The sequence below is a fragment of the Sphingobacterium sp. 1.A.5 genome (genome assembly GCF_002734235.1).
Taxonomy (GTDB): domain Bacteria; phylum Bacteroidota; class Bacteroidia; order Sphingobacteriales; family Sphingobacteriaceae; genus Sphingobacterium; species Sphingobacterium daejeonense.
The window spans coordinates 65,142-79,886 of record NZ_PEBA01000004.1 but is presented as its reverse complement, the minus strand read 5'-3'; the positions used below and the strand labels follow the sequence as shown (position 1 = coordinate 79,886).

Annotated in this window: 16 protein-coding genes and 2 tRNA genes; 8 read left to right on the top strand and 10 right to left on the bottom strand. The window is 34.6% G+C overall.

All coding sequences use genetic code 11. The features are described 5' to 3' along the window. Positions 1-228: 228 nt before the first annotated feature. Both CRT24_RS03705 and CRT24_RS03700 read right to left on the bottom strand, forming a co-directional pair. Complete coding sequence (locus CRT24_RS03705) at positions 229-759, bottom strand: OmpA family protein (RefSeq protein WP_257213964.1); 531 nt, start codon at positions 757-759, stop codon at positions 229-231. A 40-nt stretch (positions 760-799) separates the two neighbouring features. Then, positions 800-2,989, bottom strand: coding sequence for a glucoamylase family protein (locus tag CRT24_RS03700; protein ID WP_099369897.1), 2,190 nt, complete (start codon positions 2,987-2,989; stop codon positions 800-802). Positions 2,990-3,160: 171 nt separating this feature from the next. Here CRT24_RS03700 and CRT24_RS03695 point away from each other — a divergent pair. From CRT24_RS03695 to CRT24_RS03680, 6 genes are all read left to right on the top strand, one after another. Continuing rightward, positions 3,161-3,233 (top strand) — tRNA-Gly (locus tag CRT24_RS03695). 5 nt (positions 3,234-3,238) lie between these two features. Further along, a tRNA-Leu gene (locus tag CRT24_RS03690) sits at positions 3,239-3,323 on the top strand. 458 nt (positions 3,324-3,781) lie between these two features. Beyond that, entirely contained in the window at positions 3,782-4,525 is a 744-nt protein-coding gene (locus tag CRT24_RS03685) for a TlpA disulfide reductase family protein (RefSeq protein WP_180269057.1), read from the top strand. Between the two features lie 101 nt (positions 4,526-4,626). Then, the gene (locus tag CRT24_RS20810) at positions 4,627-4,797 is read left to right on the top strand and encodes a hypothetical protein (RefSeq protein WP_180269056.1); all 171 of its coding nucleotides are present in this window, start codon (positions 4,627-4,629) and stop codon (positions 4,795-4,797) included. 571 nt (positions 4,798-5,368) lie between these two features. Beyond that, positions 5,369-5,533, top strand: coding sequence for a hypothetical protein (locus tag CRT24_RS20805; RefSeq protein WP_171017650.1), 165 nt, complete (start codon positions 5,369-5,371; stop codon positions 5,531-5,533). 41 nt (positions 5,534-5,574) lie between these two features. Then, a complete protein-coding gene (locus tag CRT24_RS03680) occupies positions 5,575-7,200 on the top strand; it encodes a hypothetical protein (RefSeq protein ID WP_099369895.1) in 1,626 nt (541 codons plus the stop codon). A gap of 68 nt (positions 7,201-7,268) precedes the next feature. On the opposite strand, the gene CRT24_RS03675 is transcribed toward CRT24_RS03680, so the two are convergent. Continuing rightward, on the bottom strand, positions 7,269-8,102 hold the full coding sequence (locus CRT24_RS03675) for a glycoside hydrolase family 16 protein (protein WP_099369894.1): 834 nt from the start codon (positions 8,100-8,102) through the stop codon (positions 7,269-7,271). 12 nt (positions 8,103-8,114) lie between these two features. Beyond that, positions 8,115-8,852, bottom strand: coding sequence for an SOS response-associated peptidase (locus CRT24_RS03670; protein ID WP_099369893.1), 738 nt, complete (start codon positions 8,850-8,852; stop codon positions 8,115-8,117). 549 nt (positions 8,853-9,401) lie between these two features. Here CRT24_RS03670 and CRT24_RS03665 point away from each other — a divergent pair. Then, positions 9,402-9,920: an O-acetyl-ADP-ribose deacetylase gene (locus tag CRT24_RS03665; RefSeq protein ID WP_099369892.1), complete on the top strand. Its 519-nt coding sequence runs from the start codon at positions 9,402-9,404 to the stop codon at positions 9,918-9,920. Between the two features lie 84 nt (positions 9,921-10,004). Beyond that, a complete protein-coding gene (locus tag CRT24_RS03660) occupies positions 10,005-10,520 on the top strand; it encodes a GNAT family N-acetyltransferase (RefSeq protein WP_099369891.1) in 516 nt (171 codons plus the stop codon). Between the two features lie 41 nt (positions 10,521-10,561). Here CRT24_RS03660 and CRT24_RS03655 read toward each other — a convergent pair whose 3' ends face one another. The 6 genes from CRT24_RS03655 to CRT24_RS03635 form a co-directional block, all read right to left on the bottom strand. After that, positions 10,562-10,954 (bottom strand): barstar family protein, encoded by a 393-nt coding sequence (locus tag CRT24_RS03655; RefSeq protein ID WP_099369890.1) that lies wholly within the window; start codon positions 10,952-10,954, stop codon positions 10,562-10,564. 57 nt (positions 10,955-11,011) lie between these two features. Further along, positions 11,012-11,374 (bottom strand): hypothetical protein, encoded by a 363-nt coding sequence (locus CRT24_RS03650; protein ID WP_099369889.1) that lies wholly within the window; start codon positions 11,372-11,374, stop codon positions 11,012-11,014. A 31-nt stretch (positions 11,375-11,405) separates the two neighbouring features. Beyond that, the gene (locus CRT24_RS03645; RefSeq protein WP_099369888.1) at positions 11,406-11,753 is read right to left on the bottom strand and encodes a hypothetical protein; all 348 of its coding nucleotides are present in this window, start codon (positions 11,751-11,753) and stop codon (positions 11,406-11,408) included. A 134-nt stretch (positions 11,754-11,887) separates the two neighbouring features. Next, positions 11,888-13,546: a fimbrillin family protein gene (locus tag CRT24_RS03640; protein WP_144034501.1), complete on the bottom strand. Its 1,659-nt coding sequence runs from the start codon at positions 13,544-13,546 to the stop codon at positions 11,888-11,890. Between the two features lie 25 nt (positions 13,547-13,571). Then, on the bottom strand, positions 13,572-13,733 hold the full coding sequence (locus CRT24_RS20800) for a hypothetical protein (RefSeq protein ID WP_171017649.1): 162 nt from the start codon (positions 13,731-13,733) through the stop codon (positions 13,572-13,574). 602 nt (positions 13,734-14,335) lie between these two features. Beyond that, a complete protein-coding gene (locus CRT24_RS03635; RefSeq protein WP_099369886.1) occupies positions 14,336-14,725 on the bottom strand; it encodes a VOC family protein in 390 nt (129 codons plus the stop codon). Positions 14,726-14,745 lie beyond the last annotated feature (20 nt).

Genomic DNA, 14,745 nt, shown 5'->3' with positions numbered 1-14,745 from the left:
CCTAAAAATCCCCGAAAATCATCCAACCAAGACACTCATAATTTTAAGTAAATCTAAACTAGCCCATTAAAACATCAACATCGTTTTTTTACTGAGTTTTAAATTCGTTCTTCCGTTCCTTATTACAAAATACAGAAAATTATTAACAAAAAAACCGAGGTCCAATTTTCAGTATCCACCAAAAACCAAACCTCGGTATTGAAATCAATTTTTTATTTTAAGGGTATCTTATTTTAAGATTACCACTTCTACACGTCTGTTTTTTTGTCTTCCTTCAGGAGTCTTGTTATCTGCGATTGGTTTTGATTGTCCTAATCCTTTTGTCGATATTCTAGACGCTGAAATACCAGAATCAACCAAGAATTTCTCAACAGAGGCAGCACGTTTCTCTGATAACCAAACATTGTATTCAGCAGTACCTGTAGCGTCTGTATGCCCATCAACGCGAATATCATTCTTGCCGTTAGCTCCTTTTAAAACCTTAACCAATTTGCTCAACTCTGTTTTAGCAGCATCTGTCAAATATGAAGAGTTGGTAGGAAACAACAAATCCGAAGAAATAGAAACTAAAATACCTTCATTTGTTTGTTTAGCATCTTCAAATTCTCTCTTTACATTTTTCAAACCATCATTGGTACCATCTTGAGAAACTACAGCACCTGGATTAACGACTAATGCTTGTTGTTTACAAGAAAATAGGATTAAACCCGCTAAAAAGATTAGAGAAAAATAATTGATTCGCTTCATGTGTTTTTTCATTGTTTAATTGCCGTAAATATAACGATATTGATTTAAAATATTACTTCTTAAAGATTCTTTGTTCTGCAGATTTTATTTCGGGAATAGCCTGATATAATTTCCAAATCAAACCCGTTCTTGAATTTTCCAACTGAATGGCTAAACTCGCCTGATTAGTGGCAATGTATTCATCAGAGACATCATCCGTCCGAATGTCCAACCATGCCCTAAAACCATATTCCGTAAATAAATATTCTCCAAATTGATTATATAATGCATGAAGAGAGCGCTTCCCGCGAACCTCATCCAAAAATATCGATGAAACTGAAATGGCAGGATTAATTCTATAAGTACCGATACTATCTCTTACTTGGTAAAATCCCCAGATATCGGAATTGGAGGTGCCCACCCCTATTTCATTGTCCCTGCGTTTTGCAACTTGCGTATAGCGTTGCAAAACATCTTTCAAATCATAATTCGCAACTTTCGAAATGGAAGGATTAATCGTATTAAACGGTCTATACATGTCCAATAGGCTTGTCGTATAATTACCAAATGGCAATTGAATTCCGTACATCAAGGTATCATGAGTGGCTAAGACCTTATAGATAGAATCTTTACCCGAAACAGTTGAAAACTGTGCTTCTTGATCCATCATTGATTGAACGGAATCCGCAATATTATCACCTGCTGTTACTTGCATATTGCGAATTGTGCTTCTTCTCTTTGGCCTTTCAAACTTATATTGGATTGCATTGGCGAATGCTTCTGGAGCAAGACTGGATTTTGTTGATGCAATAGCCAACATATAGGCATTCATGCCTCCATTTATTCCAACTAAAGGATCGTAAGTAAAGTATTGATCGACCATATCAATTGCAGATCTTAAAACCAAAGGATCCGACGGCAAGGTAACTCCACGCCAATCCAAACGTTCCCACAATTTGGTGATATTCGCTCTTAAATTATTTTCATCTTCTGAATCTGTAGTCAAGTACTGCCTAATAATCAACAAAGCTTCCATTAAACTGGTAGTAGCCTGAATATCATAGCGTGGTTGATCATCTAAGTAAATCGGCAATCCTTTCCTACCATCAAAATATGCCGGATAAAAACCTTTATTATTCTGTGCTTTTCCTAAGAAATCTACAATTCTTTTCACTCTGCTCAAGAACAATGGTTTACTCACAAATCCTTTCTCTACACCAATCAACATGCTGAGCATTGCACCTCCAGTTTCACGAACGGAAACTGGTGCTTTATCCTTCATTCTGAATGGCATGTACATACCGGAATTTATATCATAATTATCGACGAAATAATTGACATTGGCTAACTGTATCAAATCCAGCAGATGGTCTTCACTTAATTTTTTCGGTTCCACTTCCAATACTTCTGAAAATGGAGATTCCCGATAATTGTAGTCTACCCAAGCAATCTTATAGTAATACTTTTTGTCAAGTATGGGCACAAAGTCCAAACACCTCAACATATAAGTCGGTCGGATTCCAACAGCCTTAAAATCTTTATTATCTTCGGAACGATAAATCTTCACGTAACGGATGCTTGGCGTTAAAGGTACCTGCCACAGCAAGTCAACATGGTTTCCATAAGCTTGCGCTTTAGTCAGCACCGCATTTGATGTCAAAGGTGTTTCCGGGTATTGCGAAGGAAGGAATTCAATCTGGTCTAGAAACAGTTGGTTGGTAACCGCACTTGAATGGTGCTGACGCAAAACTATTCCTGAAATAATGTTATCGCTATCCAAACCAGCGAATTCTTTTACAGGGATTTTTACGCTCATCCAACTACTATTATTGAAATCTTCGATGTAATCACCTAAAGGAACGGAGATTGATTGGTTTAGACCTTGTTGAATAGAGATTGATGGCAAGTGTTCAGGTTTGGTACCTTCCGAACCAACAAATATTTTCAAGCTCAAGATATCATTATTTGATACACGGTAATGAAACTTCTGGCGGCTATATTTAATCATGACATCCCAGTCACCGTTTTCTGAGGATATATATTTTAGAGAAAGTGCATTTCCTGGAGTAAAGAACAACGTATCGGAGACTAACAGGTTACGTTGTACATTCTCCACCCAGCTATCACCTGAATAATTGACAATACTTCGGGCATACGAACCTTTCACCAAACTGTTATCGAATACCACTTCGGGGTATGATTCTGATTTGGCAAATTTGACGAAGCAACACAACAATATAAAAGCAAAGAGTCTAAGTTGCATAAATCTAAATTAATTCACGAAAGTAGTCAAAAATAGCACCAAAAGCTATTATTATGGCCTTTTTATCCCTTTCGTGATAAAATTATTACGCACATTACAAGCACATTGCATCATTTCAACAATTATTATTTTTCAACTTTGCTAAATCTATCTATATTTGCAGCACGTCAAGCGAAAGTAGCTCAGTTGGTAGAGCACAACCTTGCCAAGGTTGGGGTCGCGAGTTCGAATCTCGTCTTTCGCTCAGTTGCCTAGGTGGTGGAACTGGTAGACACGCAGGACTTAAAATCCTGTTCCTGTTAAAGGAGTGCGGGTTCGATTCCCGCCCTAGGTACGAAACAAAAAGCCTGTCGCAAGACGGGCTTTTTTTGTTTAGTATTTTGATTTAAGTATTTAGTAATTAGTAGTTAGTATTTAGATAACTGTAGGACGGTATTTTTTAAAAATCTCGATTATCCAAGCGAAATTTTGGTCATCGCAATTTGGTTCACAAATTGTAATTTAAAATACAGACAAGTCTTCATTCGGAGCTTGGATTGCCGTGGCTAGTGTCCCCACCTGCCACTGAAAACTTAGCCATGGCATTTATCTCAAAAGATGGTGCTAAAAATGAAATTATTGTAATTGATAAAATCATCCATAAATCCTTGAATAACTTCTTCTTATCTAAACTCATACAATTTTCTATCTAATTTCATCGTTTATTATTTATCACACAACCACTTAACTAATTAGATTATGAATTTCAAGCCTATACTTACCTCATTGATTACCTTGATTTCAATATCTTCATTGGCACAAGATGCTAGTGATGCTACATTGAAAATTTCTGATGCCGCACCTCCACTATATATCAAAGAATGGGTGAAAGGCGATCCAATAAAAGAATATGAAAAAGGAAAGGTTTATATTGTAGAATTCTGGGCTACATGGTGTAAACCCTGTATTGCTGCTATGCCTCACCTGTCTAAACTAAAAAGAAAAAATAAAGATCATTTGGAAATCATAGGCGTTAGCGTTTTTGAAGATAAAAATACAACGAGCGAAGATATCAAAGAATTTGTCCTCAATATGGGGGACAAGATGGATTACCATGTTGCGATTGATGACAATAATAAAATGGTTGATAATTGGTTTAATGCAACAAACGACAATAAAGGGATACCAAAATCAATTGTCATAGATCAAAATTCAAAGCTTGCATGGTATGGACATCCAAAAGATTTAGAACCTGTCATCAATAAAATTCTTGCTGGAGAATGGGAGCTTCAATCCGCTAGCAAAGAAAAAAATGAGGAAAAAAATTTCAAAGAATTGGAAGTGCATGTTTTGGATTCTATGAATAACTATATCTACGAACTCAATGCTAAAAAACTTAATGAATCAGAAATTAACCAAAAAACCTTAGATAAAATAAATGAGTTTATTGTTGCAAATCCTGAATTAGAAAACACTCCTATTCCAACGTTTTATATTATGCAGTCAATGCTCTCCTTAGATCCAAAAAAGCTTATGAATATGGAAATTCAATTCTAACTTCTAAAGAAATTGTTTTTAAACCTGCTTGGTCCATTGTAGAAGTTATCCGTTACCACGAAAATGAAAATAAATCAACCCTTCCTCCTGAAATATACCTTTTGGGAGCTAAAGCTTTTCAAGAATATATAGACCAAAGTGAATATCAAGAAGTATTGGATCTACCCAAACTTTATAAAAATATTTCCGAGTGGTACTTAAAAGCGAATGAAGAACAATTAGCAAAAGAAGCCCTTCAAAAAGCAAATCTTCCAAGACAAAATACTAATTAATAAGTCTATTCCTGAAAATGGTTTACACATGGATTAAATACTATCAAACCCCTCCTTCCTTATACCCTCCTTCGTCTCTCGTTCGGACATTGTTCGGACCTCGTTCGGAGCTTGTTCGGAAAACATCCGAACAAGGTCCGAACGAAGTCCGAATGAAAGAGGACTGAGAGTGGAACAAGAGTCAGACTTGACTCGAAGAAAATCATAACAGGAAAAAACACAAAAGATCAAAAATGGAAATTGGACAAACATGGTTTCTATTTTAGACCATCTCCTATCTATTAAGTAAAAACTGCAGTTTTCTTACAATTTAAAATTCGAATATTTTAAAATATTACAAGGCTTAGGGGCTACAAAATCTCTTTTAACCGATATCGATAGCAAACTGTAGATAGGAAACGACAATTCAAAATTAACCACCGAAATAACAGTATTCTATCATTAAGAAAAACAATTAACTATATACATTTACATTGTCCTCAAAAGGAAGACATTAGAATTTACCGAAAATCACTAACTATTAACCGGAATTCTAAATTTTATTAATTTTTTAAACTAGGAGCAATGTATTATGGAAAAAAAATACGTTAGCCCCCTGATCGAGGTAAACAATATTCACCTCGAAGAAGGGATTGCTGCAGGATCAGCATTTGTACGTCCTCAAAACGGTAATGATGAGGTCATAGAACAATGGTATGAAGATGACCAAGAGTCAAAAAGCATCGATTGGTTCTAAATTAACACACACACACTAAACGTTTTAAAACACCTTAAAAAATGAAATTCACACAAATCAACAAAGTGGCTAGATTCTCTACGTTGTTCTTTTTTGCCATGCTGTTTATTGTTTTTCAATCTTGTAAAAAATCGGGAACTGACATTGGTTCTGGCGGAGAAACTATGCTAAAAGTGAAGCTTTCGGTAGGATCACCAAAAGAGGAAAACATATTATTTGGGAACAGCAAAACCACTAAAAGAAGCGCTGAATCTAATGTGCAGTTATCTTCTGTAAAAATAAGCGATGGAATAAGTATGGACGTAATGGTTATCAAGGACGGCAATAATGCTACGCTATCAGCAGCATCATCTGCCTTGGGCGATGCTAAAGCAGCAACCCAACCCGTTGTCAAAGTCCTCGATCCAGGTGTTAAATATCGGGTAGTCGTTTATGATGAAGATGGAGCACACAAAGGAAATTATGACTATGCGTATGGGAATGAAGCAACAACACCAGGAATTCCATTAAATAATGGGGCTACCTATACATTTATTGTTTACTCTGTAAACAGTACTTCTACCTTGCCCAATATTACTGACCAGGGAAGCTTGTCGACAGCAAGTTTAAATGATATTTCATCGGAGCTCATGTATTTCAAGAAAACAATGACTTTGACTTTTGGTGAAACAAACTTGTTGGAAGCAGAATTAATTCATCAATTCAGCCAGATCACAACTACAATCGAAATGGACAATAGTATGACTGGAAACATTCACGCTTTATCAGGAAACCAAATAACCCCTACAAAAGCAAGTGGTTCCATCAAGTTCAGCAATAATCTCGTTAGTTTTCCGGCAACCAGTAATTCAACAAACGTTGCTTTCCCGGCGATTACACCAGGAATCCGATCAATCACCAGTACACCTACTTTTTTGATCAGTCCTGCAACAACGACTGCAAACTTTAACATTGGTTCTATTACTTTAGATGGCGAAACTAAAACCAATATTTCAGTACCTGATATAAAAATCACTCCAGGCCATCGTTACAACCTTGTATTGAAATTTAGAGTATGTACCCAGAATGTAACCTCTGATGGTTTAAATTGGAGATATCCTGAAGAGTCGTGGGAAGTACGAGAAAATCGTAAATGGGTAACCTATAAGGGTATTATAAAGGATGGAATTAAATATCCTAATAATTCGATTATCACGAATCAGTTCCTTGCCCCACAAGCAAATTATGGATTCCAGTTTGACATCACAGAATTGGATAATGCCTTCAATATGAAAGTAAATGATAATTATATTTTCGGAACAAGTGCAAACCAACAAATCCAATTCCAAACAAATAATCTTTTGGGAACGGTTAGAAATATTGAATTCATCGACGGTACAGAATATAGCCAAGGTGGAATTGATGAGGTTTACAATTTAGTTGGAACAACTCAGAACCCTTTGATACGGATTCTTATCAGTAGGAATGGCGAGGTCACCATTCTAGGAAGTAAGACCAATGGAGGTCCATTAATGCAAATGAGACTTAAAAACGGTCAATCTTTCAATCCTGTAATATGGAAATCTACTGATGAAAACAAGGTAATTGTTAGCCAAAAGGTCGATGGAAGAACTATTGTAATTGGTAGAGGTTATGGTAGGAAAAGGATTGCATGTCCAAAAAATTAAAGAACCCATTTAAAACAGGAATATAGTTTGAAAATAACGGCCGAACAATTGTTTGGCCGTTTTAATTTCTATTGGTATACTTTTACCCAATCGATTTCCATTTCAACAGGCAACTCACTCTGATCAACTTTCCCAACCCATTTGCCTCCGAGCTGTTGGTCAATCAATATAAAAAACGGTTGGTCATATGGCCATTGTGATTTATCCACCCCATCTACCCTTGGGTATGTAAAGGTATCTTTTCCATTCAATTGAAACACAATTTTGTCAGGATACCAGCTGAGGCCGTAAACATTATATTCATTGGGATTTACAGTGGCAGTGCCTCCATGTGGAGGATTGTCTTTTTGACCTAAATTCAAGGTATAATGTGAATGCGTGGTTTGGTAAATAATCGTATCATAGTTCAAATGTTCCATAATATCGATTTCCCCATTCAATGGATATTTACCATATTTATCAAGCTCAGCAAGCATCCACATAGCAGGCCAAGCACCTTGAGCACTCCCCAATTTAGCACGGATCTCAATTCTGCCATATTGAAAGGCGAATTTGTTCTTACTCCATATTCCGCCGGTTATAAAAGGTCTCGGATCTTTTGTTGTGTCTGGATTATTGATTCCTCTAAGATATAGACTACCATGCTCTAATCTAAAGACGTCATCTACCGTACTCATATGCTTATTCCAATCCGATTCTCCTTTAGGGATTCTGCTCCATTTTGTAGAGTCTATTTCATTTCCATCAAAATCATCTTCCCACACTAATTTCCATTTTTTGGCCTCCCGCCCTTCCTTTTGAACTATTACGTAGGGCTTCTCACTTAATTTCTGTGAAACTGAACAAGCACTTAGAAGAAGTGAAGCTGCGAAGCCACTGATCAGTATGTTTGTTATTTTCATAGGTTTAGATTTTTAAAATAAACTGGTTTGACCAGACCATTTATCTTGGATTACCGGTTTGTTTGTATCTTCTCCCCTGGCTCCGGTTACTCGATAGACCTGGTGGCTACCCAAATCGCCAGAATAAGGCTTCATAAGTTCTTGGATTTCCTGTTTTCCTTCTGCATATAACCATGCATCACGATCTTGTGCAGAAATGATTAAAGGCATCCGTTTCTTTTCATTATGTATTTCTTCTAACAAAGGATTCGCGGCAGTTGTAATGATCGAGAAAGTAGGATATGTTTCTCCGGTTTCTTGGTCTGTAAAGTTATTATACACTACTCCCAATGTTAATATTTCTTTCTGTGGAGCATAGATAAAATAATTCTCAGACTCCTTCTTTCCAGCAACTTTATGTGGTTCATAAAAACCACTTACATATAGTAACCCTCTATTTTTGAGAATATAATTCTTGTAACTAGCTTTTTCGAAAATACTTTCAGACTCTGCATTTAGGGTGTTGGCATACTTTCCAGCGTCTGTTTCATTCTTTACCCAACCTGGTATCAATTTCCATCTAGCTTCAATTACTGAATCAACATCTGAATTTAGAGTAACCGGTAAATAAGGACGAGTAAACCCTGAGATATGAAAGATTTCACTCTCATTGGGATAATAGATTTTTTTCTTTGGTAATTTATTCTTTAGCTCCGATTTACTCGGAGACCCAACATGGTAGCACATATTTGGAAAGTAGACAATAGACATTAGACATAAGACACAAGACAAAGATATAGTTTACTAAATAACTTATGTAAGGTTTTATAAAATGACCTTATGTTCGATTTAAACTAATTTATTATGCCAAATATTGGCTGTTTGATAATTAAGTTAAATAAGCCTTGAAAGTTCTAAGATATTGAGTCTTTGTATAATTACCTTTAATAAGCCTTAAAAGTTCTAAGATATTGGGTGTTTATATAATTAAATTTAATAAGCCTTGAAAGTTCTAATGTCTTATGTCTAATGTCTTATGTCTAACTAAGTCATCCAGTCCAAAAACAATTATACCCCTAGCGACAGGGGTATAATCGACTGTACATTGACAAGTAAATGTTGTATAACTAAATTCTGAAAAGAGTCAATCTACAGTTTTATGGTTGTATTGCGATATGCGTTGTAACAATCATATTGTAAATAAATTTGAAACAATCAAAGCGGGAATTAGTTTGAATTAATTGAATATTTTTAGAATATATCCAACGATTATATGATTCGTAGGTTCTATAGGTAGCAAATTATTAATTAATTGAACAAATGGAGCATAAGATAAAAGTAGAGCTAGGTGATATAACAAAATGTGAAACAGATGCTATTGTTAATGCTGCCAATACTTCCTTAATGGGTGGTGGTGGTGTTGATGGAGCAATTCATCGTGCAGGTGGGAAAGCAATTTTAGACGAATGCATGCATATCCGAAATAAACAAGGTGGATGCAAAACTGGAGAAGCTGTGATTACCAATGCGGGAGACCTACCAGCTGATTATGTTATTCATGCTGTAGGACCTGTATGGCAGGACGGATCTAAAAATGAAGATAAGTTATTGTATTCAGCTTACCATAACAGTTTAAAGTTGGCTTCCAAAAATAACCTCAAATCTATAGCATTCCCTAATATCAGCACTGGTATTTACGGATTTCCGAAAGAAAGGGCTGCAGAAATTGCAATTCATGCTGTTCAAGACTATTTAGTTGAGGATGAATTTATCCAAAATGTAACATTTGTGTGTTTTGACGAGGAAAACTACCGTATTTACTCCAAATTGTTACCGTAAACTATAATTTTAACGTCATAACTCTGATTTTTTTATCTGAATTGCGATAATTTAGATAAATTTAGCCACCTAGGACTTAATATTATGATTCAAATTAAAGTAGCATCTGTCGATGATGTACTCATTATTCAAAAAATAGGACGAGAAACATTTCTGGAAACTTTTCAAGAACGTAATACTGCAGAGGATATGCAGGAATATTTAGCGGAAAGGTTTTCAGATCTTCAAGTTCATAATGAGCTGAAGAACGTAGAGTCCATTTTTTATATTGCCTGGGATCAGGAAGATCCTATAGGTTATCTGAAACTCAATGTTGGGCAAGCCCAGACTGAATTTAAGCTTGAAGATCATATTGAGATAGAGCGGATTTACGTCTATGCAAGTCATTATGGCAAGCAGGTAGGTCAAATGTTATTTTTCAAAGCCTTGGAAACTGCAAAGAATTTGCGCGTACCTACGATTTGGTTAGGCGTATGGGAAGAGAATGCTCGTGCGATCAGCTTTTATAAAAAAAATGGATTTGAGGAATTTGACAAACATACATTCAAACTCGGATCCGATGAACAGATAGATATTTTGATGAAGCGAGCTGTTGTTTAATATTTGTTTAATAAATGAAATAGGCGATGATAATTCATCGCCTATTTTTTTATCAATTCTATATTTGGATGTGAAGATATGATTTCTTCAATTATCTCAAAATAAGTTTGTCCTTCTCCCCTTTCCAACTCATCCAATTGACGGCGAACTAATTTTGAATCAAAATTTTCCGGTTGTTCAAGTTTTTCTTTATAGAAATTTCTAGTAAAATCTAATCCAAAAGCTTCTTTATTTCTTTCAAAATTCAACCAAACAATTTTTATTTCTTCCTTTTCCTTGATTGCTCCAAAACCGCCATACAAGAGATCATCAAAAGCATCTAAGCTTTCAGCTAATTGCCAACTTTCCTCATGCATAAATTGCCTATTGATCTCTTCATATAAGCTGCTTTTATCTTTTATTCTATTTCCATCTATTACGAACTCTTTTTTCATCGATAGCAAAAATAAAAAAAATTAAACAGAGCCTAAATGAGATTTAACAATCAGGATTTATTCATAGAATTTCTTTTCACAACTACTATACACCATTTTTCTATCCTTCACATTTTCAAAATCCCTATTGAATTCCACTAATTCAAGTTCGCAGGTATAACCAGATTGAGGAGTTTCTATAAGGCAATTTTCGCAGTCAGTATATATAAAATATACAATTTTTCCATTATAGTTGCCTTTAAAAAGATGTGTTGAAGATGCACTAATTTCAGTATTTGTATTACAATATAATTCTTCTTTAAAATGTTCCTTCATTTTAAGTGAACATTCTGACGCATCGCCAATGTCTTCAAATTCTTTATCCGAATCACACGAAATAAAAAAGGCAGTCATAAAAAATAATAACAATAAGTTTTTCATAAAATAAATATTATTGGTAGTTAAGAATTATTTACTCGCTGAACTTTTTGTTGCAGCTATCATAGACTTTTGTTTGCTCTTTCATGTTTTCATTGAAATCTTCAAACTCAACTTTTTCCATACTGCATGTATATCCAAATTTAGGTGGCATCGTATTACAATTGGCACATACAGTTAAAGGATAATAAACAGTTTTTCCTTTGTACATACCTTTAAAAAGATGAACACCCTCACCTTGTCCATTGGAAGAACATTTCAATTCATCCTTAAACTGTTCTTTCATTTTGATGTGACAATCTTGGGAATCTACCATTTCGCCATCCTTCTCGCAAGACGAAAACAATAATAAGCTTAAAGCTAAAAATAGGAATCTTTTCATAATTATTAATAGTTTATGTAAACAATACGAGATTGTTGGGCAGTATGCTACAAAAAATTTAAGTAAAATAAAAAAAGAGCCTGAAGTAATTCAGGCTCTCTATTCTATTATGTTTATAAAAAATTAATCTTGTTTTAAGTTGTTGGACAAGCGATTTTTGCTTGACCATAACCTTTACCAATTACGAAAGTGGTATTGGATACTCTTTGGGTTACTTTAACAACATTAACATCAGTTGGAGCAGTTTTCCAAACTACTTTGTTGAAAGTTAATCCTTCTTTTAAAAGTAATTGAAGCAATGGTCCACCATTTGTTTTACTGCCCAACATGGTAATTTCACCAGTTTTACTGATAATAATCCTCACTAAAGGTGCTGTAGCTGTTCCTTTTAAGTTCCAGATATCAGCGATTCCATTTTGACCATATTCAGTATTATCTGGGAATTTAATATTTCTTGTGATAATACCTTCACCATTAGCGGTATTGTCGTATGTTTGGAACTGAACCTGTGCATCTTTTGGATTTGCCAATCTTGCATCCGTTAGAATTTGAACACCATTTACTTCCATATTGATAGCATTATCTAATTCCGTAATATCAAATGTAAAACCATAATCTGATGCAGGTGCATTAAAAGTATGACTTAATAAAGTACCGTTTTTATAATTAACATTGTTTGGCCCAATACAACCAGTATATGTTGAATTTACAGGATATCTCCAATTCATTGCATCATCTGCTAATGCAACAGATTTAGTACATGTTCTAAAGTTCAGGTTTAAGTTGTATTTACAACCTGGATTAACTCTAATATTATTTATAGTAAAGCCCGTTTTGGTTTCATCATCAATCATAATCGAACCAAAAACTAAGGTTTTATTTGATGCCATAGGAGCAATTAACAATGTTGGAGAACTAATAACTTCACGTAAACCTACTGCAAGGTTTGGCCATGCTACAGATGGACGGGAAGTTAATGTGCCTCCATATGTAAGAGTTTCATCAGTAAAGTTGAACGTTGCATTTGCATGCGTAGGTCCAAAAGTTGTATTTACTAGTGACTTAATTGAACCTGTCATTTTTGCATCCATGGTCAATTTCGTAGTAATCATACTGAACCTGTGTTTTAACACGATTGCAAGCTTTGTATCTCCGTGACTGATCGCTCTATTCTTTGCAACAAATACCATTAGGTCTTTATCTACAGTTGGTAAAATGGCATTTGCAAAGGTTTTAACAGTTGTTTTATAGCTTACATCTGGCAGAGTCGAAGTACCATTAAAAGAATATGCTACGAAAGTATAGTTTTTACCAGCATCTAAACTCATTGGCCCGGTTGTCGCTTCACTACCAACAGTATATTCTTTTATTTGATTCAAAGTACCGTCAGAATTAAATGCAACTAATTTATATTTAATTCCAGGAGCTAATTTTGTAGTAACAGTAGAGGCAGCCATATTGCTGTTACCCGCTCTATAAACTGTATTATTATTTACGGTTCTGCTAGATCTGTCAGTTTCGTTTGTCATTTGAACATCCACTACAAAATCATCATATACAATAGACGTGTCTTTGACGATACCCGAAGCTGAAGAATTTGCAGCACTTGATTTAGCGCCGTAATCATAATTGTCTTGTTCAAAAGAAACACCATCCATTTGAACCATTACTTTGGCATCCCCAGTGCCAGTGCCAGCATCTGTATCTTTTTGACAAGATGAAAATGTCAGCATTAAAATCGCCATAAAGCCCATGCTCCACTTTAGGCAAATATTTTTATTTATTCTATTCATTTTATTTTTAAATCCAATTTTATAATTACCAATCAATGTTTCTACTGTCATCAGGTTCTTGCTCCCAAGATTCATACATTTCACCTTTTTCGTTGTAAGGGTATACTTTTGCCGAACCAAGAGCAATATCAGCTTCCATCTGAACCTTGACCATATTGATATGGGGTGATTTATATTGCTTTTTCATATTCGATTATTTGCAATTACAACTTTAGTTCCCTGAATTCAGACTAATCTTTCTATCCAGTTAATTAATTGCTGTAATTTTTTAATACTTCTTTTAATTTTTCTAATAGTTTGTGTGCCATTTAATAATGGTCTACAAAAATACACAGGAATTTTGTTCCTTAAAATCAATAGTGCCCAAAACGGCCTGTTAATTTGTATTTGTAGCATATGCCCTACATACTTAATTGAAAATTTTAATTTTGCTAATATGTTTTAGTAGCTCAAAAAAGATGGTTAAACATCTGTTTTATTAAAATTTTTAATTATTGTAATTCAATAAATAATGCAAGAAAAACCCGTAAAAATCACTCTCAGACAAGATTTTTAGATGGAATAAAAAAAAGATTTTTGTACCGAAAATAGTTAAGAATTTCATCGAAACCCGACAAAAATTTTTATGGCTACATTAAACCTCACAGAATCTGAATTAACATAAAGTATCAAATTATATTCAGAAGGAAAATTAAGTGTTTAAACAAGTGAAATATTAGTGAATTATATCCCAAAAAAGCCGTTTAAGGATATTTTATACGACTTTATTTATATTATTCGAAAGAATTGCTACCCTTGGTAATTATGATATTCAGTAATGCTGATATAATATCCGTCCAAATCCTTAATTGAAAATTCTAACCTATTATAATTGGTATTTCGATGGGTATCTTGAATAATTTGAACTTCCATTTCTTCAGCTTTTCCTCTTATAGATTCAAAATCTGTGGTTTTGAAATATAATATTAAGCCATTTCCAGGAAGGATGGTTGGATCCGTCATAGAAGGATGATTATGGCTTCCCCATTCATGCAAACAGATGACGGTTTCTCCAGATTCATCTTGTAACACTGCGAAATTACTTCCACCATGGTTATTCTTTAAACCAAAGAGTTCCTCATACCATCTTGCACTGGATAATACATCTTTTACAGCTATTATGGGATCTAATTTTATCATCTTCTTTTTGAAAGAAACAA